The organism is Microbacterium sp. LWH7-1.2 (assembly GCF_038397755.1).
In the GTDB taxonomy this organism is placed as follows: domain Bacteria; phylum Actinomycetota; class Actinomycetes; order Actinomycetales; family Microbacteriaceae; genus Microbacterium.
Genome location: NZ_CP151637.1, coordinates 22,648 through 43,253, shown reverse-complemented (window position 1 = coordinate 43,253; position 20,606 = coordinate 22,648). Strand labels below are relative to the sequence as shown.

At 71.1% G+C, this 20,606-nt stretch carries 19 protein-coding genes; 13 read left to right on the top strand and 6 right to left on the bottom strand.

Annotated elements, in window-relative coordinates; all coding sequences use genetic code 11:
- Positions 1 to 43 precede the first annotated feature (43 nt).
- Complete coding sequence (locus tag MRBLWH7_RS00200; protein ID WP_341998012.1) at positions 44 to 448, bottom strand: pilus assembly protein CpaE; 405 nt, start codon at positions 446 to 448, stop codon at positions 44 to 46.
- Positions 449 to 673: 225 nt separating this feature from the next.
- Between MRBLWH7_RS00200 and MRBLWH7_RS00195 the strand changes: the two genes are divergently transcribed.
- A complete protein-coding gene (locus MRBLWH7_RS00195) occupies positions 674 to 1,429 on the top strand; it encodes an alpha/beta hydrolase (protein WP_341998010.1) in 756 nt (251 codons plus the stop codon).
- 22 nt (positions 1,430 to 1,451) lie between these two features.
- Here MRBLWH7_RS00195 and MRBLWH7_RS00190 read toward each other — a convergent pair whose 3' ends face one another.
- The gene (locus tag MRBLWH7_RS00190; protein WP_341998008.1) at positions 1,452 to 2,456 is read right to left on the bottom strand and encodes a TIGR00341 family protein; all 1,005 of its coding nucleotides are present in this window, start codon (positions 2,454 to 2,456) and stop codon (positions 1,452 to 1,454) included.
- Between MRBLWH7_RS00190 and MRBLWH7_RS00185 the strand changes: the two genes are divergently transcribed.
- The 5 genes from MRBLWH7_RS00185 (at position 2,455) to MRBLWH7_RS00165 (ending at position 6,755) form a co-directional block, all read left to right on the top strand.
- Complete coding sequence (locus tag MRBLWH7_RS00185) at positions 2,455 to 3,657, top strand: acyl-CoA dehydrogenase family protein (protein ID WP_341998006.1); 1,203 nt, start codon at positions 2,455 to 2,457, stop codon at positions 3,655 to 3,657. The two genes, MRBLWH7_RS00190 and MRBLWH7_RS00185, sit on opposite strands and share 2 nt — an antisense overlap.
- Before the next feature lie 4 nt (positions 3,658 to 3,661).
- On the top strand, positions 3,662 to 4,933 hold the full coding sequence (locus MRBLWH7_RS00180) for a DUF445 domain-containing protein (protein WP_341998004.1): 1,272 nt from the start codon (positions 3,662 to 3,664) through the stop codon (positions 4,931 to 4,933).
- 71 nt (positions 4,934 to 5,004) lie between these two features.
- Positions 5,005 to 5,355 (top strand): gamma-glutamylcyclotransferase family protein, encoded by a 351-nt coding sequence (locus tag MRBLWH7_RS00175; RefSeq protein ID WP_341998002.1) that lies wholly within the window; start codon positions 5,005 to 5,007, stop codon positions 5,353 to 5,355.
- A 36-nt stretch (positions 5,356 to 5,391) separates the two neighbouring features.
- Positions 5,392 to 6,288, top strand: a complete 897-nt coding sequence (locus tag MRBLWH7_RS00170) for an agmatinase family protein (protein ID WP_341998000.1) — start codon at positions 5,392 to 5,394, stop codon at positions 6,286 to 6,288.
- On the top strand, positions 6,285 to 6,755 hold the full coding sequence (locus tag MRBLWH7_RS00165; protein WP_341997998.1) for a histidine phosphatase family protein: 471 nt from the start codon (positions 6,285 to 6,287) through the stop codon (positions 6,753 to 6,755). The genes MRBLWH7_RS00170 and MRBLWH7_RS00165 overlap by 4 nt, the downstream gene beginning before the upstream one ends.
- Positions 6,756 to 6,770: 15 nt before the next feature.
- Here the strand turns inward: MRBLWH7_RS00165 and hutI are convergent, their stop codons facing one another.
- The 3 genes from hutI to hutH are packed head-to-tail and all read right to left on the bottom strand — an operon-like array spanning position 6,771 to position 11,332.
- The gene (gene hutI / locus MRBLWH7_RS00160) at positions 6,771 to 8,012 is read right to left on the bottom strand and encodes an imidazolonepropionase (protein WP_341997996.1); all 1,242 of its coding nucleotides are present in this window, start codon (positions 8,010 to 8,012) and stop codon (positions 6,771 to 6,773) included.
- 12 nt (positions 8,013 to 8,024) lie between these two features.
- Positions 8,025 to 9,758 carry a urocanate hydratase gene (gene hutU / locus MRBLWH7_RS00155; RefSeq protein WP_341997994.1) on the bottom strand — a complete coding sequence of 578 codons (1,734 nt, stop codon included), beginning with the start codon at positions 9,756 to 9,758 and terminating at the stop codon, positions 8,025 to 8,027.
- A 2-nt stretch (positions 9,759 to 9,760) separates the two neighbouring features.
- The gene (hutH, locus tag MRBLWH7_RS00150) at positions 9,761 to 11,332 is read right to left on the bottom strand and encodes a histidine ammonia-lyase (RefSeq protein ID WP_341997992.1); all 1,572 of its coding nucleotides are present in this window, start codon (positions 11,330 to 11,332) and stop codon (positions 9,761 to 9,763) included.
- An 88-nt stretch (positions 11,333 to 11,420) separates the two neighbouring features.
- On the opposite strand from hutH, the gene MRBLWH7_RS00145 reads away from it, so the two are divergent.
- The 3 genes from MRBLWH7_RS00145 to MRBLWH7_RS00135 all read left to right on the top strand — a co-directional run bounded on the left by MRBLWH7_RS00145 (position 11,421) and on the right by MRBLWH7_RS00135 (position 14,082).
- A complete protein-coding gene (locus MRBLWH7_RS00145; RefSeq protein WP_341997990.1) occupies positions 11,421 to 12,185 on the top strand; it encodes an IclR family transcriptional regulator in 765 nt (254 codons plus the stop codon).
- 62 nt (positions 12,186 to 12,247) lie between these two features.
- Entirely contained in the window at positions 12,248 to 12,832 is a 585-nt protein-coding gene (locus MRBLWH7_RS00140) for a helix-turn-helix domain-containing protein (RefSeq protein WP_341997988.1), read from the top strand.
- Positions 12,829 to 14,082: an MFS transporter gene (locus MRBLWH7_RS00135; protein WP_341997986.1), complete on the top strand. Its 1,254-nt coding sequence runs from the start codon at positions 12,829 to 12,831 to the stop codon at positions 14,080 to 14,082. Before MRBLWH7_RS00140 ends, MRBLWH7_RS00135 begins: the two co-directional genes overlap by 4 nt.
- A gap of 48 nt (positions 14,083 to 14,130) precedes the next feature.
- On the opposite strand, the gene MRBLWH7_RS00130 is transcribed toward MRBLWH7_RS00135, so the two are convergent.
- Entirely contained in the window at positions 14,131 to 15,150 is a 1,020-nt protein-coding gene (locus MRBLWH7_RS00130; RefSeq protein WP_341997984.1) for a LacI family DNA-binding transcriptional regulator, read from the bottom strand.
- A gap of 184 nt (positions 15,151 to 15,334) precedes the next feature.
- Between MRBLWH7_RS00130 and MRBLWH7_RS00125 the strand changes: the two genes are divergently transcribed.
- The 4 genes from MRBLWH7_RS00125 to MRBLWH7_RS00110 are packed head-to-tail and all read left to right on the top strand — an operon-like array spanning position 15,335 to position 20,599.
- Complete coding sequence (locus MRBLWH7_RS00125; protein WP_341997982.1) at positions 15,335 to 16,591, top strand: extracellular solute-binding protein; 1,257 nt, start codon at positions 15,335 to 15,337, stop codon at positions 16,589 to 16,591.
- 11 nt (positions 16,592 to 16,602) lie between these two features.
- Positions 16,603 to 17,808, top strand: a complete 1,206-nt coding sequence (locus MRBLWH7_RS00120; protein ID WP_341997980.1) for a sugar ABC transporter permease — start codon at positions 16,603 to 16,605, stop codon at positions 17,806 to 17,808.
- Positions 17,805 to 18,713: a carbohydrate ABC transporter permease gene (locus tag MRBLWH7_RS00115; RefSeq protein ID WP_341997977.1), complete on the top strand. Its 909-nt coding sequence runs from the start codon at positions 17,805 to 17,807 to the stop codon at positions 18,711 to 18,713. Before MRBLWH7_RS00120 ends, MRBLWH7_RS00115 begins: the two co-directional genes overlap by 4 nt.
- Entirely contained in the window at positions 18,710 to 20,599 is a 1,890-nt protein-coding gene (locus tag MRBLWH7_RS00110; RefSeq protein WP_341997975.1) for a glycogen debranching N-terminal domain-containing protein, read from the top strand. Before MRBLWH7_RS00115 ends, MRBLWH7_RS00110 begins: the two co-directional genes overlap by 4 nt.
- The last annotated feature ends 7 nt before the right edge of the window (positions 20,600 to 20,606 follow it).

Genomic DNA, 20,606 nt, shown 5'->3' with positions numbered 1-20,606 from the left:
CGAACGAGGTGCAGCCCCCCTCGCGATCGACGTGGAGCCGCCGTCAGGCGAGGTGGCGCAGCAGCTCCAGGAGGGCGAGGGCGTACGCGTCCGCCGGTTCGGGATGCTCGAACACGCGTCGCTGCCCCCCGAGCACGATCTCGACCTCGTGGTTGTCGGGCAGACGACGGAGCGACCGGAACGCACCCCGCAGGAGCTCGCGCAGCTGGTGCTCATAGGGCAGCCACAGCGCGTCCTCGAGGGCGACGGAATCCAGCGCCCACTCGGTCGTGCCGTTGAAGGCGAGGATGCGGCCGGTCGGGTACTCGCGCGGCTCGATGGTCATCTCGCTCACGGTGAAGATGTCCGCCTCGAACTCCGGCTCGTCGAGCTGGAAGCGGTCGCCCGAGCGAGGGTGCCACACCAGGCCAGCTTCGCGCAGAGCCAGCGCCAGTTCCGTCGAGATCACTCCACCATTCTGACGCGAGCCACAGCTCAGGCGGCGATGCCTCGACCGGCGGCGGCTCGCCCGGTGCCCCTCGATGCTCACGAAGATCGCCGATGCGCTCGACACCGTGAGCTGAGGGGGCACCGCGGCGTTCCGCTCCGCTGCACCCCGCCGCGATCCGGCCAACCTCCGCCGGCATCCTGCCGTGCGGCGTGGGGGCTCCCGCGGCGCCCGTAGGCTGACTGCATGCCCGCCCCCGTCACCCTTCCCCGCCTGGCGTGGGGTTCGGCCTCGGCTGAGCGCCGCGCACTGCTCATCCACGGCCTCGGCTCGAACGGAGCGCTCATGTGGCGCTACGGCTCGGCTCTCGCCGATGCCGGATGGCGGGCGGATGCCGTAGACCTGCGCGGACACGGCACGGCTCCGCGCACGCTGGACTACACGCTCGACGCCTACGCCGCGGACGTCGCGGCGATCCGCCCCGACGCCGGTGTGTGGGACCTGGTGATCGGCCACTCGCTGGGGGGCGCAGCATCCGTCCTCGCCGCAGCGGCCGACCCGTCATGGACGCGTCGTCTCGTCCTGATCGACCCCGCGCTCTCGCTCACGGATCACGATCGCGACATCGTGCGCGACAGTCAGACCCGCTCGTTCGACGATCCGTCGCAGGCGGCCGTGCGGGCCGAGCACCCCCACTGGCACCCGCAGGACATCGAGCTGAAGGCCCTGTCGGCGCAGCAGGCCAGCCGTTGGGCCGTGGAGCAGACGAGCGCGCAGAATCCGGAGTGGGACGTGACGGATGCTGCGCTCCGCATCGCCGTTCCGACCCACATCATCGCGTCCGACCCGGCGGTGTACTCGATCTTCCGCGGCAAGCCCGCCGAGGCCGCCGTCGCGCCGAACCCGCACTTCTCGGTCTCGGTCATCGCCGATGCAGGGCACTCGCCTCACCGCGACCGGCCGGAGGCCACCATCGAGGCGCTGTTCGCCGTGCTCGTCTGACCGCGCGACCCGCGGACCGCGCCTACTGGACCGTGATCTCGACGCCCTGACCGACGTCGATGACGACCCCGACGAGAGACGGCAGCACGCTCGCGAGCGACTCGCGGAGCTCGTCGATCGGCGGTGTCGTGCCGTCGTCGGTCGTGATCGCGACGGTGGCCGTCGCCCCCGACCAGTTCACCCCGTACACCCGGGCGCCCTCGTCGTCGAGCCATTGCGTCGTCGCGTTCTGGATCGCCACCGACCACCGGGCCAGCGCCACCGACACCGCCGAGTTCACCGCCAGCGGCACCGTGATCACCACCGCCAGCACGGTGACGATGACGTAGGCGCGGCGCCGGTCGGCGACCGGCGACGAGCCGGGGTCACGCGCGTAGCCGGCCAGCGTGAAGACGATGCTGCCGGCGATCACGAGGGCGACGACGTTGGAGAGGAACAGCCACAGGGCGCCGAGGGCGTCGGCCCACAACCCCTGCCCGGCGCACACGCCGACGACGCCGAGCGGTGGGACGAGCGAGATCGCGATCGCAACGCCGGGGAGGACGGCGCTGAGATCCCGTCGGCACATCGCGAAGCCGCCCGCGAAGCCGGTGGCGAGCGCGGCGACCAGGTCCATGAAGCTCGGCGAGGTGCGACCGAGCACCTGCGAGTTGGTCTCGAGGCTCTCGGGCGTCGCGACGAAGATCGAGAAGACGAGGCCCAGCACGATCACGATGGCAAGGCCCAGCAGCACCCACAGGATGGAGCGCACCACCAGGCGGAGGTGCCCGGTGACGATGCCGAGGCCGATCGCCAGGATCGGGGTCCCGAGCGGCGCGATGATCATCGCGCCGATGACCGTCGCCGTGGAGTCGGTCAGCACGCCGGCGATCGCGATGATTCCCGCCAGCGTCAGCATGATGAGGAAGCCGCTGCGTTTGCCGGCGCGGTCGCCCGAGCCGAGGTCGAGCGCCTCGGTCACCTCCGCCGCGGTCTGACGCTGCGTCGGCGGGATGAGCGCCTGGAGCATCTCCGAGAGCGTCGCCATGCGCACATCATCGCGTAAGAATGGCGTGGTGGCGTCCTTCGAATCGAGTGAGATCCTGACCGACGAGCTGCTGGAGCGCTTCCGCGCCCGGGCTGCCGTGCACGATCGCGAGAACACGTTCCCCGGCGACGACCTCGCGGACCTGAAGGATGCCGGCTATCTCGCGATCCTCGTGCCGGCGGAGCTCGGCGGATCCGGGCTGGGGCTGGCCGAGGCATCCGTCCTCCAGCAGCGTCTCGCGGGAGCGGCCCCGGCGACGGCCCTCGCGATCAACATGCACCTGGTGTGGACCGGCGTCGCGAAGGTGCTCGCCGACCGGGGCATCGACGCGCTGCGGTTCGTGCAGGAGGGTGCAGCCGCCGGGGAGGTGTTCGCGTTCGGGATCAGCGAGGCGGGCAACGATCTGGTGCTGTTCGGGAGTGGGACGGATGCTGCGCCCCTCCCCGACGGCGGATACTCGTTCACCGGCACCAAGATCTTCACGTCGCTCGCCCCGGTGTGGACGCAGCTGGGGCTGCACGGGCTGGACACCTCATCGGAGGATGCGCCGCGCATGGTCTACGCGTTCGTGCCGCGTTCCGAGGTGCAGGCGGGCCGCGTCGTCGTGCGCGACGACTGGGACACGCTCGGCATGCGGGGCACGCAGTCGCGCACCACCGAGCTGCGCGACGCCGTGGCGCCGGCGGACCGGATCGTGCGGCGACTCGCCCCGGGACCGAACCCCGACCCGCTCGTGTTCGGCATCTTCAGCGTCTTCGAGATCCTCCTGGCGTCGGTGTACACCGGGATCGCGCACCGCGCGCTCGACCTCGCCGTCGCCGCCGCAGGCAGGCGCACCTCGAAGCGCACCGGCAAGGCGTACAGCCAGGATCCCGACATCCGCTGGCGCATCGCCGACATGGCGCTCGCGTACGACGCCCTCCCCCCGCAGATCGACGCGCTCGCCCGCGACGTCGACGCGCTCGCCGATCACGGGGCGGGGTGGTTCTCGCTGCTCGCGGGTCTCAAGCACCGGGCGGTGACGGCCGCGAAGCAGATCGTCGACGAGGCAGTGCTCGTGGCAGGCGGGTCCTCCTACTTCTCGGCGAACGAGCTGAGCCGTCTCTACCGCGACGTACTCGCGGGCCTCTTCCATCCGTCCGACCCGGAGTCCGCCCACTCCACCGTCGCGACGGCGTGGCTCGGGCCGCTCGAGGACTGACGCGATGTCGCCGACGCCGACCCGCCTCCTGAGCCCCGCCGACCAGGAGCGCCGCCAGGCCCTGCGCACGATGAAGGGCGTGGCGCTCGGGGCGCTCGTCTTCATGGCCGTGCTGTTCGCCTTCTCGTTCGCGTTCCAGCAGGACGTGCCGGCCCTCGCCTACGTGCGCGCCGCCGCCGAGGGCGGCATGGTCGGCGCGCTCGCCGACTGGTTCGCGGTCACGGCGCTGTTCCGGCATCCGCTCGGCATACCGATCCCGCACACCGCGATCATCCCGAGTCGCAAGGACGAGATCGGCCGTACCCTCGGCGAGTTCGTCGAGACGGAGTTCCTGCGGGCCGACGTCGTGCGCGCCAAGCTGAACCAGACCGCGATCGCCGCCCGCCTCGGCGAATGGCTGAGCGCGCCGGCGCATGCCGAGCGGGTCGCGGCCGAGGCGTCCGTCATGGCGGGAAGCGTGCTGCGGGCTCTCAGCGACGACGACGTCCGCGACGTGATCGAGGAGCTCGCCCGCGAGCACCTCATCGCACCGGAGTGGGGTCCCCCGCTCGGCGAATGGCTGGAGCGCATCATCGAAGCCGGCGCGCACCACGGCGCGGTCGACCTGGCCGCCGACACGATCGCCGCCTGGCTCGCCGCCAACAAGGCCTCGTTCACCGGGGTGGTCTCGCGCCGGCTGCCCGCGTGGGTGCCGTCGGTCGCGCATCGCTTCGTCGACGACACCGTCTACAACGAGGCCGTCAAGTTCGTCGCGGCGGTGAAGGCCGACCCGCGGCACCCGGCCCGCGTCGCGATCGACGGCTACCTCGGGCGGCTCGCCGGCAATCTGCAGCACGACCCCGCGACGATCGGACGCTTCGAGGACGCGAAGCTCGCCGTGTTCGACAGCCCCCGCGTGCGCGAGCTCGCCGGTGAGGCCTGGACGACGGCGAAAACCGGACTCCTGCGCTCCCTCGCCGACCCCGGGAGCGGCCTGCGGCGACGGGGTGTCGAGGCCCTCGTCGAGATCGGCGAGCGATTGACGACGGATGCTGCGCTCCAGCACCGCGTCGACACCTGGGTGACCGATGCCGCCGTGTTCCTCGTCGACCGCTACCGCCGCGACATCGCCTCGATCATCAGCGACACGGTCGAACGATGGGACCCCGCCGAGACGACCGAGAAGATCGAGCTCATGGTCGGCCGCGACCTGCAGTACATCCGGCTCAACGGCACGATCGTGGGGGCGCTCGCGGGACTCGCGATCTTCTCCATCGCGCACGCGCTGCTCGGGTGATGCGTGGCGGGCCGTGTTACGAGTGCGTGAAGTCACGGTCGGCGCAGACCGCCGGGGGTTAGCCTGATGCCGTGTCCGCGGATGAGCCCACCCACTACCTCTTCAGCTACGGCACCCTGCAGAACGCCGACGTGCAGCTCGACACTTTCGGGAGGCTGGTCGAGAGTGCACCAGACGCACTGCCCGGCTACACCGTCGACTACGCCGAGATCGAGGACACGCGGGTCGTCGACCTGTCAGGCCTCACGGTGCACCCGATCGTGCGCGAGACCGGGAACCCCCTCGACAAGGTCGTGGGCAGGGCGCTGCTGGTGACCGAGGACGAGCTCGAGGCAGCCGACGAGTACGAGGTGGCGCTGTATCGACGCTGCGCGGTGGTGCTCGCGAGCGGTCGCTCCGCGTGGGTCTACGTCGCGGCGTGAGCACCCGGGAGCGGGTGCTCCGGTAACCTCGGGGCCGTGACGCTTCCCCACGATCCCTCGTGGCCACGCGCAGGTGCGTGGCCTTCGCCCGAAGACGGGAGATGGGATGCCGCGATCCTCGGCGTTCCCGCATTCCGCACGTCCCTGTCCCCCACGGGTGCACACGCGACGCCGGCGGCGATCCGCGAGGCCCTGCGCCGCTACAGCCCGACCCTCCTCGGACCCCCGCCGGTCGATCTCGACGAGGTGCTGCGCATCGCGGATGCCGGCGACGTCGCCGAGCCCGACGGCCCGGTGGGCGAGGCATCCGTCCGCTCCGCAGTGGCGGACCTGTGCGACCGCGCCGATCTCGTCGTCGCGCTCGGCGGCGACAACTCGCTCACGTACTCCGTGGCGCAGGGCGCCGGCGCGAACGGCCTCATCACCGTCGACGCCCACTTCGACCTGCGCGACGGCGTCTCGAACGGGTCGCCGGTGCGACGGCTGGTCGAGGAGGGCCTCGCCGGGCGGCGGATCGTTCAGCTCGGCATCGCCGACTTCGCCAACTCGGTCGCGTACGCGCGGCGCGCGGCCGAGTACGGCATCACGGTCGTGACCATGGACGACGTGCGCCGCCGCGGTGCCGCCGATGTGGCGGCCGAGGCGCTCGAGATCGCCGGTGCCGGCGGCGGCCCGGTGCATCTCGACGTCGATGTCGACGTGTGCGACCGTTCCGTCGCGCCCGGGTGCCCGGCATCCGTCCCGGGTGGACTGGCTGCCTGGGAGCTGAGGGCCCTCGTGCGCGCCCTCGCCGCCGACGCCCGCGTGGGCAGCGCCGACATCGCCGAGGTGGATGCCACCGCGGATGCGCCCGACGGGCGCACCGTGCGCCTCGCAGCGCTGTGCGTGCTCGAACTCCTCGCCGCCAAGGCCTCTGGAAAGGTGATCTCATGATCCGTCTCGCACTGGTGCGGCACGCCAAGTCCGACTGGGGCGACCCCAGCCTCGACGACCACGACCGCCCGCTGAACGATCGCGGCATGCGCGACGCACCGCGCATGGCGGCGCGGGTCGCGGCCACGGGATTGCGCCCCGACGTGATCCTGTCGAGCACAGCCGTGCGGGCGCGGACGACCGCCGAGGCCTTCGCGGCCGAGCTCGGCGTGGCCGTCTCCCTGGACCCGGAGCTCTACGGCGCGCCCGCGAAGAAGCTGCTCGCGGCGGCGGCAGCCACGCGGGCGGCGACGGTCATGGTCGTCGCGCACGACCCCGGGATGAGCTCGCTGGCGGCGAGCCTTTCGGACGACGACATCGACCACATGCCGACGTGCTCGGTCGCGACGTTCATCTGGGCGCAGGACGACTGGGACGTCGCCAGCGCCGTCGATCCCGACAACTGGACGTTCGACGCGCCCCGCTGACCGGCGCTGGACGGATCAGGCCTCGGCGCCGCCGATCCAGACGGTGTTCACGAGCGGCACACCTGGCCGATACGCGAGGTGCACCCGGGTCTGCGCGCCGAGCATCACGAGGTCGGCGCGCCCGCCCACAGCGAGCACACCGACGTCGTCACGGCGCAGCGCCTTCGCGCCGCCGGCGGTCGCCGCCCACACCGCCTCGGCCGGCGTCATCCCCATCTCGCGCACCGCCAGCGCGATCATGAGCGGCATCGAGCTCGTGAAGCTCGACCCCGGGTTGCAGTCGCTCGCGAGCGCCACGGTGACGCCCGCGTCGATCAGCCGTCGCGCGTCGGGGTATGGCTGGCGGGTCGAGAACTCCACGCCCGGCAGCAGCGTGGCGACCGTGTCCGACTCCGCGAGCGCGGCCACATCGTCGTCGGAGAGATAGGTGCAGTGGTCGACGGATGCTGCGCCCCGCTCGACCGCGAGACGCACGCCGTCGCCTGGCCCGAGCTGATTGCCGTGCACGCGCGGCTGCAGGCCGTGCGCGACACCGGCGGCGAGGATGCGCCGCGCCTCGTCCGGTGTGAACGCCCCGCGTTCGCAGAACACGTCGATCCACCGGCTATGCGGGGCGCAGGCGTGGAGCATGGCGCCGCACACGAGGTCGACATAGCCCGCGCGTCGCTCGCTGTACTCTTCCGGCACGACGTGGGCGCCGAGGAACGTGACCTCGGGAGTCACCTCGGCGGCGAGACGTGCGAGCCGTTCCTCGTCGGCGACGGTGAGCCCGTACCCCGTCTTGATCTCGAACGTCGTCGTCCCTTGAGCGTGGAGCTCGGCCACGAAGGCCGCCAGGCGCGCCCGCAGTTCGTCGTCGCTCGCGGCGCGGGTCGCCGCTACGGTACGCCGTATGCCCCCTGCGGCATACGGCGCACCGGTCATGCGCGCCTCGAACTCGTCGGCGCGGTCGCCGCCGAACACGAGGTGGGTGTGGCTGTCGACGAAGCCCGGGATGACCGCGCGCCCCCCGGCGTCGACGACCTCGAGCCCCTCTTGCCGCGAGAGAACATCCGGTGAACGAGATGCGGGGTGGCTACCCACCTCTCGTCCACCAGAAGTACTCTCGCGGTCGTGGGCGGCGGAGGCGGGGCCGACCCAGGCGATGCGGCCTCCGACGATCAGCACGGCGGCGTCGTGCAGCGTGCCCAGGGGATCGCCGTCGGCGGCGACGTTGGTCGTGAGTTCGCCGATGTTGGTGATGAGCGTCGCGGTCACAGCATCCGTCCGTCACTCGCCGAGCATCGGCACGTTCAGGCCGCGCTCGCGCGCGACCTCCTTCGCCCGGTCGTACCCGGCGTCGACGTGGCGCATGACGCCGGTGCCGGGGTCGTTCGTGAGCACGCGCTCCAGCTTCTCTGCGGCCAGCGGCGTGCCGTCGGCCACGGTCACCTGACCGGCATGGATGCTGCGGCCGATGCCGACGCCGCCGCCGTGGTGGATCGACACCCACGCCGCTCCCGATGCCGTGTTGAGGAGGGCATTGAGCAGCGGCCAGTCGGCGATCGCGTCGGAGCCATCGGCCATCGCCTCGGTCTCGCGGTACGGCGAGGCGACAGATCCGGCGTCGAGGTGGTCGCGACCGATCACGATCGGCCCCGACAGCTCGCCCGAGGCGACCATCTCGTTGAACTTGAGGCCGGCGAGGTGGCGCTCCTTGTAGCCGAGCCAGCAGATGCGCGCCGGCAGACCCTCGAAGTGCACGGCGTCACCGGCCTTGTCGAGCCAGCGCACCAGCCCGGCGTTGTCGGGGAACAGTGCCTTCACGGCCTCGTCGGTCTTGCGGATGTCCTCCGGGTCCCCCGAGAGCGCGACCCAGCGGAACGGGCCGCGGCCCTCGGCGAACTGCGGACGGATGTACGCGGGCACGAAGCCCGGGAAAGCGAAGGCCCGCTCGAACCCGCCCAGCTGCGCCTCGGCACGGATCGAGTTGCCGTAGTCGAAGACCTCGGCGCCGGCGTCCTGGAACCCCACCATCGCCGCGACGTGCTTGGCCATGCTGCCGCGCGCGCGGGCGGTGAAGCCCTCCGGGTCGCGGGCTGCCTCGGCCTTCCAGTCGTCGAACGCGATGCCCACCGGCAGGTACGCCAGTGGGTCGTGGGCGCTGGTCTGGTCGGTGACGATGTCGACCGTCAGGTCACCCGCGCGGTGGCGCAGCAACACGTCCCCGAAGACCTCGGCGGCGTTGCCCACCACCCCGACCGAGAGCGCCTCCCCCGCGTCCTTCGCCGCGACGACCCGCGCGAGGGCCGCGTCGAGATCGGTCGTGTACTCGTCGAGGTACCCGTGCTCGACGCGGCGCGCCAGGCGCGACTCGTCCACGTCGACGATGAGCACCGCTCCCCCGTTGAGGGTCACGGCGAGGGGCTGCGCGCCGCCCATGCCGCCCGCGCCGCCGGTGAGCGTGAGGGTTCCGGCGAGGCTCGCGGTGGCGGCATCCGTCCCGTTCTTCTCGGCCAGGGAGCGCGCCACCGCGGCGAATGTCTCGTACGTGCCCTGCAGGATGCCCTGCGTGCCGATGTAGATCCATGAGCCGGCGGTCATCTGCCCGTACATGGTGAGGCCGAGCTCTTCGAGGCGACGGAACTCGGGCCACGTCGCCCAGTCCCCCACGAGGTTCGAGTTGGCGATGAGCACGCGGGGCGCCCACTCGTGCGTGCGGAAGACGCCGACCGGCTTGCCGGACTGAACCAGGAGCGTCTCGTCGGGCTCGAGCTCGTCGAGCGTGCGGACGATGGCGTCGAACGCCTCCCAGCTGCGGGCGGCGCGACCGGTGCCGCCGTAGACCACGAGGTCTTCGGGGTGCTCGGCGACCTCGGGGTCGAGGTTGTTCATGAGCATGCGCTTGGCGGCCTCGGCACCCCAGCTCTTCGCGGTGCGCTCGGGGCCGCGCGGCGCGCGCACGGCGCCCTCGCCGAGTCCGCGCGTGGCGGACGTGGTCGTCGAGCTTGTCGAAACGGACATCGTCACTCCTTCGTGGTGGTCTGGTAGGCGACTGCAGCGACGGCGCCCGCCTGCACGAGCGTGGTCACGGCCTCCATCTCGGGCGAGAGGTAGCGGTCGGGACCGGGGCCGCCGGCGACGGTGCGCACGAGGGCGCGCACGGCGCCCGTGGCAGCTGCCGGCTGCAGCGGCGCCCGCAGGTCGAGCGCGCGGGAAGCGGTGAGCACCTCGATCGCGAGCACGCGCGAGAGCCCGTCGATCGCGCGGCGGAGCTTGCGCGCGGCCGCCCACCCCATCGAGACATGGTCCTCCTGCATGGCGGACGAGGGGATCGAGTCGACGGATGCCGGCACCGCCAGTCGCTTGAGCTCCGAGACGATGCCCGCCGCGGCGTACTGCGCGATCATGAAGCCCGAGTCGACGCCGACCTCGTCGGCGAGGAACGGCGGCAGCCCGTTGCTGCGCGCGCGGTCGAGGGCGCGGTCGGTGCGCCGCTCCGAGATCGACGCGACGTCGGCGACCGCGATCGCGAGGAAGTCGAGCACGTACGCCACCGGCGCGCCGTGGAAGTTGCCGTTGGACTCTACGCGCCCATCGTCCGTGATCACGGGGTTGTCGACGGCGGCGGCGAGCTCGCGGGAGGCGATGAGCAGCGCGTGGTCGGCGGTGTCGCGCGCGGCGCCGTGCACCTGCGGCGAGCAGCGCAGCGAGTACGCGTCCTGCACGCGGGTGCAGACCGCGGGGTCGCGGTGCGACGCCATGATCCCCGAGCCCTCGAGCACGGCCCGCAGGTTCGCGGCAGACACGGCCTGACCCACCTGCGGCCGCAGCGCCTGCAGGTCGGCGGCGAACACCGCATCGGTGCCCAGCTGCGACTCGACCGACATGCCCGCGGCGACGTCCGCCGTGTCGAGCAGCACCGAGAGGTCATGGAGCGCCAGCAGCAGCATCCCGAGCATGCCGTCGGTGCCGTTGATGAGCGCGAGTCCCTCCTTCTCGCGCAGCACGAGCGGGGACACGGATGCTGCCGCCAGTGCGTCGGCCGCGTCAACCTCGTCGCCGGTCGCGGTGCGCACCCGTCCCTCACCCATCGCCGCGAGCGCGACGTGCGACAGTGGCGCGAGGTCGCCGGAGCAGCCGAGCGAGCCGTATTCACGGACGATCGGGGTGATGCCGGCGTTCAGCATCGCCGCGTAGGTCTCGACGACGACGGGGCGCACGCCCGTGTGGCCGGTCGCCAGGGTCTGCAGGCGCAGGAGCATGAGCGCGCGCACGACCTCGCGCTCGACCTCCGCGCCGGTGCCTGCCGCGTGTGAGCGGATGAGGCTCGCCTGCAGCTGCATGCGGCGCTCGGCGGCGATGAATGTCGTGGCGAGCGCGCCGAAGCCGGTCGAGATGCCGTAGTGCGGTTCGGGGTCGTCGGCGAGGCCTTCGACGAGCGCGCGGGTCGCGGCGACGCGTGCCAGGGCCTCGGGGGCGAGTTCGACGAGGGCGCCGTGGCGAGCGACGGCGACGACCTCGTCGGGACGCAGCGGCGCCGCACCGACGGTGACGACGGCGACGTCGCGGGCTGAGGAGGGCGTGACGATGGTCATGCTCCGATTCCACACCGCGACCGTGGCGCGCGACAGCGGGTCATGGGATCCTCTGTCTGTGATTCCAGACAACGGGACGAGACCGCAGGTGCCCGCCGCCGACCAGACGCTGCGGATCCTCTCGCACCTCGCGCACCAGCGCGGACCGGCGCCTGCACGCTCCATCGCGACCGCCCTCGGCATCCCGCGCTCCACGGTGTACCACCTGCTCGCCGCCCTGCAGGAGCACCAGTTCGTCGTGCACCTCCCCGAGGATCGCCGCTGGGGTCTCGGTATCGCGGCATTCGAGCTCGCGGGCGGGTACTCCCGCCAGGAGCCGCTCGCTCGGCTGGGCAGGCCGGTTCTCGCCGACCTCGTCGACCGCACCGGCGAGAGCGCGCATCTGGCAGTGATGCACGGTCGCGATGTGCTCTACATCGTCGAGGAACGGGCGCCGCGCCGGCCCGCTCTCGTCACCGATGTGGGCGTGCGCCTGCCCGCCCACCTGACGGCCACGGGACGGGCCATGCTCGCGGCGCTTCCTCGGGAGCAGGTGAGGGCGCTGTTCCCGGATGCCGCGTCCTTCGCCGACCGCACCGGCCGGGGCCCGCAGCGACCCGGCGAGCTGCGCGAAGTCCTCCGTCGGGTGCGGGAACGCGGGTGGGCGTTCGAGGACGGAGAGGTCACGCTCGGGCTCGGCTCCGTCGGAGTCGCCGTGCTTGATCATGTCGGCTGGCCGATCGCCGCGATCGCCGTCACCTTTCCCGCGGAGGGCGCCCGGGAGCCGGGCACGCTCGCCGAGCTGATCACCCCCGTCGCGGCCGAACTCGGCCGGCGCATCGGGGGTGCCCGGCCTAGGGCACCCAAACTCTGAAAGAGCCTTGCAGGTTTTCCCTTCGGAAGCTAATCTGAAAGCGCCTTTCAGATTGGACGACCATGCCTGCACCCGAGATCAGACGGACGATCACCGACCCCGCCGCGCTCGAGGCACTCGCCCACCCGGTGCGCCTCGATCTGCTGAGCTTTCTCATGTCGCACGGCGCCGCCAGCGCGTCCGAGTGCGCGAGGGCCGTCGACGACAACCCTTCGAACTGCAGCTACCACCTGCGGGTGCTCGCCAGGCACGGCCTCGTCGAACGGGCGGCCTCCGACGACGGCCGGGAACGACCGTGGCAGGCGACGATCACCGGCCTGAGCCTGGACCTCGACTCAGACGACCCGTCGGTCGTCGCCAGCGCGACCGCGATGCTCGAAGCGTCCCTGCAGCTCGACTACCAGCTGGCGCGCGAGCACGTGCGCCGACGCGACCGCATCGAGGGCGCGTGGCGCGACGTCGACGCCCACGCGCAGTACGGGCTGCGCGTCACGCCCGACGAGCTGCAGTCGATCGTCGGGCGCATCGACGCGATCGTCCGGCCGTTCATCGCGGCGACGAGGGCCGACGCCCCCGACGACGCGGCGATCGCCAGCCTCTCCCTGCTCGCGTTCCCGCGACCCAGCTTCGGCGAGGCCGAGCGATGACTTCCCGCACCGCCTTCGCGATCCCCTCGTTCCGCCGGCTCTGGGCCGCCGGGCTCATCTCCGATACGGGCGACTGGCTCCTGTTCATCGCGCTGCCGCTGGTCGTCTTCCAGCTGACGGGCTCGGCGCTCGGCACCTCGATCGCCTTCCTCCTCGAGCTCATCCCCGCCGTGGCGCTCGCGCCCGTCGCCGCCCGGCTCATCGGGCGGTTCGACCGCCGCTGGATCATGGTGGCGGTCAACGTGGGCCAGGCGCTCGCGCTGTTGCCGCTGCTGTGGGTCGACGAGGTGGCCGACCTCCCGCTCGCGTATGCCGTCATCTTCGTCCACGCGTCGCTCAGCACGCTGTTCGAACCCGCGAAGAACACGCTCCTGCCCGAGCTGGTCGACACCGGCCGCCTCGTCTCGGCGAACGCCCTGATCGGCCTCAACCAAAACCTCGGGCGGCTCGTCGGCGGCCCGCTGGGCGGAGTGCTGCTCGCGGTCGGCGACCTGGGCCTGATCGTCGTCGTCGACGCTCTGACCTACGCCGCCTCGGCGATCCTCATCGCGACGCTGCCGGCAGTCGCGCCGGCCGAGGCCGGTCCGTCCCCGGACTCTGACCTCGGAGCGCGCCCGGCGGGGATCCTCGCCGCGCTCCGCATCCCGCGGCTGCGCGGCGCGTTCGCCGTGATCTTCGTGTCGAGCGTGGCGCAGGGGATGTTCCTCGTCCTCTTCGTTCTTTTCGCGCTCGGCCCGCTGCGCGGATCGGATGCCGACGTCGGCCTCCTGCGCGGCATCCAGGCGATCGGCGCAGTCGCCGCCGGCGTCGTCCTCGGGTTCCTCGTGCGCGGTTCCTCGCCGCGAGCGCTCACCGCGCTGAGCCTGTTCGCGTTCGGCGCGCTGTCGCTGGTGACGTGGAACCTTCCCGCGCTCACCACCGACGTCTGGCCGTACGTCGCACTGTTCGCCGCCGTCGGCGCGCCGGGCGTGATCATGATCGCCGGGCTCATGAGCGTGCTGCAGGAGCACTCCGAGCCGCGGCAGCGCGGCGCCGTGTTCGCCGCCGTCGGACTGGTCGCCGCACTCGGACAGGCGATCGGCATCCTCCTCGGCGCCCTGTCCGACGGACCGATCGGCCTGCTCCCGCTTCTCGAGCTGCAGGGATGCCTCTACCTCCTCAGCGGTGTCATCGCCCTGCTGGGCCTCCCCCGCGAGCATCGCAGACCGAAGACCGGGCGTCCGGCGGAGAGCGCCACCCGCTCCCTGTGAGAGTCGTCGGCCGCCGCGCCGAGCGTCGAGCAGCACGAGGCCGCGGCGCTACGAAGGCTGCTCCCGCGTGCGGACGATCAACTCGGGTTCGATCAGCCGGTGCCACGCCCCGTCATACGTCCCGGTCTCCGCGACGAGCAGGTCGAGCACCGCCTCCGCGACCCGCTCCGGCCGCTGCTCCACGCTCGACAGCTCGAGCGCCTCGGCGACCGGGGTGTTGTCGAATCCCACGACGAGCATGTCGGGGTGACCATCGTGCGAGGCGGCGAGGTGGGCGCCGACCGCCAGAGTGTCGCTCGCGCACACGATGGCATCGACATCACCGGTGGCAAGCCCCTGCGCCGCCACGGCACGCGCGGACGAGACGGTGTCCACAGCCGTCCAGCGCAGCTGTGGGGCCTCGTCGGCCCCGACGCCCATCGCCTCGCGCCAGCCCCGCTCGCGGTCGTCGCCCGTTCCCGAGCCTTCCGGCCACCCGAGGAAGGCGACACGCGGACCGTGGGCGAGCGCATGGGCGGTGGCGGCGCGGGTGCCGGCGGCGCCGTCGACGTCGACCCAGGGTCGATCGGGATTGCCCATCGACGCCCCCTCGCCCAGCTCACCCCACGGCCGGCCGAAGGCCACGAACGGGATGCCGTGCTCCGCGAGCCAGTCGGCTCGAGGGTCGCCGGCATAGGTGCCGGTCAGCACGATCCGGTCGATCTCTCCGCCTTCGCGCAACTGCCGGACGCGGCGCAGCTCCTCCTCTGCGTCGTTCGCGGCGTACACGAGGATCCGGAGGCCGCGCGGCGTCGCCCGCTCGGTGAGGGCATGGATGAACCGGTCGAGCACGATGCCGGAGATGCCGCCGGCGTACGGGTCGAGGTGGATGCCGATCGTCGCGCTGCGCTGCGTGCGAAGCCGCCGCGCGGCCATCGAGGGCGCATAGCCGAGCTCGGCGATCGCGGCGCGGACGCGTTCCCGGGTGACCTCTCTGACGATCCCCGGGCTGTTGATCACGTTCGACACGGTCTGTCTCGACACCCCGGCGGCACGGGCGACGTCTTCGACCGTCGGCGACTTCACCATGGGACCTCCCGCCGAAGTTGAGCGTTCAAATCGTTATCATACGGGCCCGTCAAACGGGTTGACAGCTCGAAAGGGCTCGTTCTACCTTGACCCTTGACGGCGGACTTTGATCGTTCAAATTGATCGGTCGCACCTGGGTCGCCCCTCACCGGCCGTCACGCCCGACTCATCAAAGGAGAGAGACATGACACGGCACATCCCACGCGCGACCCTCGCGGCAGGGGCACTCCTGGTCACCGGGGCACTGACCCTCGTGGGCTGCGGCTCCGGCTTCGACGACTCGGGTGACGGAGGAGGGTCCGCTGACGGAGAGCTCACCAGCTCCGACGACGGCCTCACGATCCTGTTCGGGTCCAGCGGCGACGCCGAGACGGACGCCGTGACGGAAGCGGCCGCGGCGTGGTCGGAAGAGTCGGGCGTCGACGTCGAGGTGAAAGTGGCCACCGACCAGGCACAGGAGCTGTCGCAGGGATTCGCAGCGGGCGACCCGCCCGACCTCTTCTACCTGGCACCTGAGCTGCTGGCCGGCTACGCCGACAACGGCTCGCTCAAGGCGTACGGCGACGAGCTGGAGAACAAGGACGACTTCTATCCCGCACTGATCGAGAACTTCACCTACGACGACCAGTTCTACTGTGCGCCGAAAGACTTCTCGACGCTCGCCCTCATCATCAACAAAGGGCTGTGGGATGCGGCGGGCCTGACCGACGACGACGTGCCGACCACGTGGGACGAACTGTCGGCGGTCGCGCAGACCCTCACGAAGGACGGTGTCGTCGGGCTCAGTTTCGGCTGGGAGTGGCAGCGCATCGGAACGTTCATGGCGCAAGCCGGCGGCGGCCTCATCGAGGACGGCGAGGTGATCGCGAACAGTCAGGAGAACGTCGACGCACTCACCTACGTCAAGGACCAGATGGCGGCGGGCTCGTTCGCGTACGCGCAGGATCTCGGCGCGGGCTGGGGCGGTGAGGCCTTCGGCAAGCAGCTGAGCGCGATGACGATCGAAGGCAACTGGATCACGGGCGCGATGACGAACGACTTCCCCGACGTGGAGTACGTCGTCGCGGAGCTGCCGGAAGGACCCGGCGGCAAGGGCACCCTGCAGTTCACGAACTGCTGGGGCATGGCCGCCGACAGCCCCAACCAGGAGGCAGCTCTCGACCTGGTCGAGTTCATGACGAGCGCCGACCAGCAGCTCGCCTTCTCGGAGGCGTTCGGGCCGATGCCGTCGGCGAAATCGGCTGCGGACCAGTGGACCAGCGACAACCCGGCCCTCGCGGCCTTCCTCGCCGGTGCCGACTACGCGCAGGGCTTCCCGACGTACGACGGGAGCTCCGACGTGATCACGGACTTCAACTCCGAGCTCCAGGGGCTGAAGGACGGCGACCCGCAGCAGATCCTCGACACGGTGCAGTCCAACTTCGAGGCGATCGTCGGCTGAGGCGCGTCGCGATGACTGCCACCGTTTCAGCGCCTCGCCGTGCACGGAACCCCCGATCGGGGATCCGTCGCGGCGAGACGCTGTCGGGTTGGGTGTTCACCCTGCCCGTCATCCTCATCCTCGGGGTCTTCCTGCTCGTCCCGGTGCTCATGGCGCTCTGGGTGAGCGTCTCGGACTGGAGCGGCCGGGGAAGCCCGTTCTCGAGCAGCGTGAGCTTCGTCGGCCTGCAGAACTACTCGACCGTCGCCACCGGCGACGGCCTGGCGGCACGCGACTTCGGGATCGCGATGCGCAACAACGCCTGGTACGTGCTCCTCGTCGTGCCGCTGCAGACGGCACTGTCGCTGTTCCTCGCTCTGCTCGTCAACGGCGCAGTCCTCCGCGGTCGCGGGATCTTCCGCACCGCCTTCTACTTCCCGTCGGTGACGGCGACCGTGGCGATCACGGTGCTGTGGCTGTTCCTGTTCAACCCGAGGGGCGTCGTCAACGCGGTCCTCGCGGTGGTGGGCATCGACGGACCCAACTGGTTCGCCGACCCGCGGGGCATCTTCCATGTGCTCCTCTCCGGACTCGGCGTCCGGGAGGGACCCGAGGCGCTGACGGGGAACGGCTTCATCGCCGTCTCGTGGTGGAACTGGATGGCCGGCCCGTCGGTGGCGATGTCAGCCTTCATCGTCATGGCGATCTTCACGACGAGCGGCACGTTCATGCTGCTGTTCCTCGCCGCGCTGCAGAACATCGGCCCGGAGATCCAGGAAGCCGCGATGGTCGACGGGGCCAACGCCTGGCAGCGGTTCTGGCGTGTGACGCTTCCGCAGCTGCGGCCCGCGCTCTTCACAGTGCTGACCCTGGGCCTGATCGGCTGCTGGCAGGTGTTCGATCAGATCTACACCGGCACACGAGGCTCACCGGCGAAGACGACGCTGACTCCCGCCTATCTGTCCTACGACGCGAGCTTCCTCGACCAGGACTGGGGTCAGGGCGCGGCGATCGCGTTCATCCTCTTCGCGATCATCGTCCTGTTCACGATGTTCCAGCGCTGGGTGCTGCGGGAGCGGCCCGTGTCCCGGCGTCGCGCGCGCCAGTATCAGCTGCCCACCCGGCCGGCCACCGCGACCCCCGCGACCGTCGCGTCCAACCAGGTGCCCAGTCCTCCCGACCCCGCACAGGCGCCCGGCGCCAGAGACAGTGACCCGCAGAACGGAGGCCAGCGATGACCGACACCATCGTCGGCACGGCGCAGACGCCCGCGCCGCAGCCGACGCCACGAGCCGGCATCCCGACACGTCGCCGGACCTCGGGGCTCGGATGGCAGATCGCTCTCTACGCCGTGCTCATCGGCATCTCGCTCATCTACATCTATCCCTTCCTCGTACAGTTGGGAACGTCGTTCAAGACGGATGCCGAAGCAGCCGTGAACCCTGTGGCGCTGCTCCCCCAGGTCTGGTCGACTGCGGCCTACGAGCGTCTGTTCCTGCGCAGCGACTTCCCCGTGTGGTTCCGCAACTCGGCCATCGTGACGGTCAGCGTCACCCTCCTGCGCGTGTTCTTCGTGTCGCTCGCCGGCTACGCCCTCGCGCGGCTGAACTTCCGGGGACGCGGCGTCGTCTTCGCGGCGGTGATCGCCGTCATGGCGGTGCCGAGCGTCGTGCTCCTCATCCCACGGTTCCTCGTCATCAACCAGCTCGGCATCTACGACTCGTATGCCGGGATGATCCTGCCGCTGCTCGTCGACGCCGCAGGCGTATTCATCATGAAGAACTTCTTCGAGTCGATCCCGGTGTCGGTCGAGGAGCAGGCGCGGATCGACGGTGCGGGCACCTTCCGCATCTTCTGGTCCGTCGTCCTTCCGATGGCGCGGCCGGCGCTGATCACGATCATCATCCTGTCGTTCCAGGGATCGTGGAACGAGCTGTCGCACTTCATCGTCTCCACGCAGTCTCCCGAGCTGACGACCCTCACCAAGGGGGTCGCGAGCCTCGCTTCCGGTCAGCTCAGTCAGGGAACGCAGTATCCGCTCAAGCTGGCCGCGGCGCTGATCATGACGATCCCGGTCGCCGTGCTCTTCTTCATCTTCCAGCGGAGGATCATGAACGCGAGCCAGGGAGCGGTGAAGGAGTGAGCGCCGGTCTGCAGCCGTTCCTGTCCGACGCCGTCGTGGCGCTGCGGGCGCCCACGCAGGTCTGGTCGGGGCGCGCCGGCGACCTGGGCGCACAGGCGATCGACGGCGTGTACCACGGTGACACGCGCTTCGTCCGCGAGGCGGAGCTGACCTACGGCGCCGGGGCCGAGGCATCGATCCCCGAGGCCATCTCGGTGGGCGAAGTCTCGGCGTCCACGGTCTCGTTCACGGCGCTCCTCCGCGGGATCGACGACGACCAGCCCGACCCGAAGGTGCGGCTCGAGCGCGTCCGGGCGGTCGAGCCCGGGGTCGTGCGCGAGAAGCTCACGGTGCGCTCGCACCTCGCGACACCCATGTCGACCAGCCTGCGTCTGCGAATCATGCCGGACTTCGCACCCCTCCAGGAGGTGAAGGCGGGCTCGTCGACATCCCACTCGTGGGCGATGGACGCCGACTCGCACCGGATTCGCCTCTTCAGCGACGAGAAGGTGCTGGTGCTCTCGGCTCCGGACGCGCGCGTGCGATCGGAGGATCAGTCCATCATCGTCGAGTGGTCGGTCGACTGCCCTCCCCACAGTGAGTGGTCGACCGAGTGGATCCTGCAGCTCCACGACCCCGGCCTCGCCGTCGCACCCGCCGCCTCGGGGTCGCGCTGGCGAGCGCTGGACGTCCCCGCCAGGAGCGACTCCCGGCTGCGACGGTGGGTGGATCGCGCGCTCTCCGACCTCGACGCACTGCGCCTCGCGCTTCCCGGCACGCCGGCCGACGAGTTCCTCGCGGCGGGCGCGCCGTGGTTCTTCACCCTGTTCGGACGCGACTCGCTCTGGTCCGCGCGGCTGATGCTTCCCGTCGACCCCGGGATCGCGGCATCCACTCTCCGTGTACTCGCTCGGCTGCAGGGGACGAAGGCAGACCCGCAAACGGCCGAAGAGCCCGGCAAGATCCTGCACGAACTGCGTGCGGGCGAACTGGCGATGCCGGGTGAGGGCATCCTCCTTCCCCCGGTGTACTACGGCACGGTCGACGCCACCCCGCTGTGGGTATGCCTGCTCGCCGAGACAGCGGCCGCCGGGATGCCGGAGCCGGAGGTGCGGGCACTCGTGCCCGCGCTGCGCGCCGCACTCGGCTGGATCGTCACGTCCGCCGGCGACGACGGGTTCCTCGACTACGTAGACGAGACAGGGCGAGGGCTCTCGAACCAGGGATGGAAGGACTCGGGCGACTCGATTCAGTGGCGCGATGGAACGCTGGCGCGCGGACCCATCGCGCTGTGCGAAGTGCAGGGCTACGCCTACGAGGCCGCCGTCCAGGGCGCCGCACTACTCGAGTCGCTCGACGAGGACGGCGCCGGACCGCTGCGCGAATGGGCGGCAGACCTGCGCCGCCGGTTCGCCGAGCGCTTCTGGGTGACGACGCCCGAGGGCCGGTACCCGGCGATCGCACTCGATCGCGATGGTCGGCCGGTCGACACGCTCACCTCGAACATCGGCCACCTTCTCGGCACCGGCATCCTCGACCCGGATCAGGCACGCGAGGTCGCGCGGCTTCTGACCGGCGCCTCGATGACATCAGGGTTCGGTGTGCGGACGATGTCGTCGGAGGCCGCCGGGTACTGGCCACTCAGTTACCACGGCGGCAGCGTGTGGGCGCATGACTCGGCGATCGCAGCCCGCGGCATGGCGCGCGAAGGGCTGCATCACGAGGCGCTCGTCGTGGTCGACGGCCTGCTCGCGGCGGCCGAGGCATTCGGCTTCCGCATGCCCGAGCTCTACTCGGGGGATGATCGCTCGACGACGCCGGTCCCCGCTCCATACCCTGCCGCGTGCCGGCCGCAGGCGTGGTCGGCCGCCGCCGCCGTCACCTGCCGAGAGATCCTGAGCGGCTGACGGACCC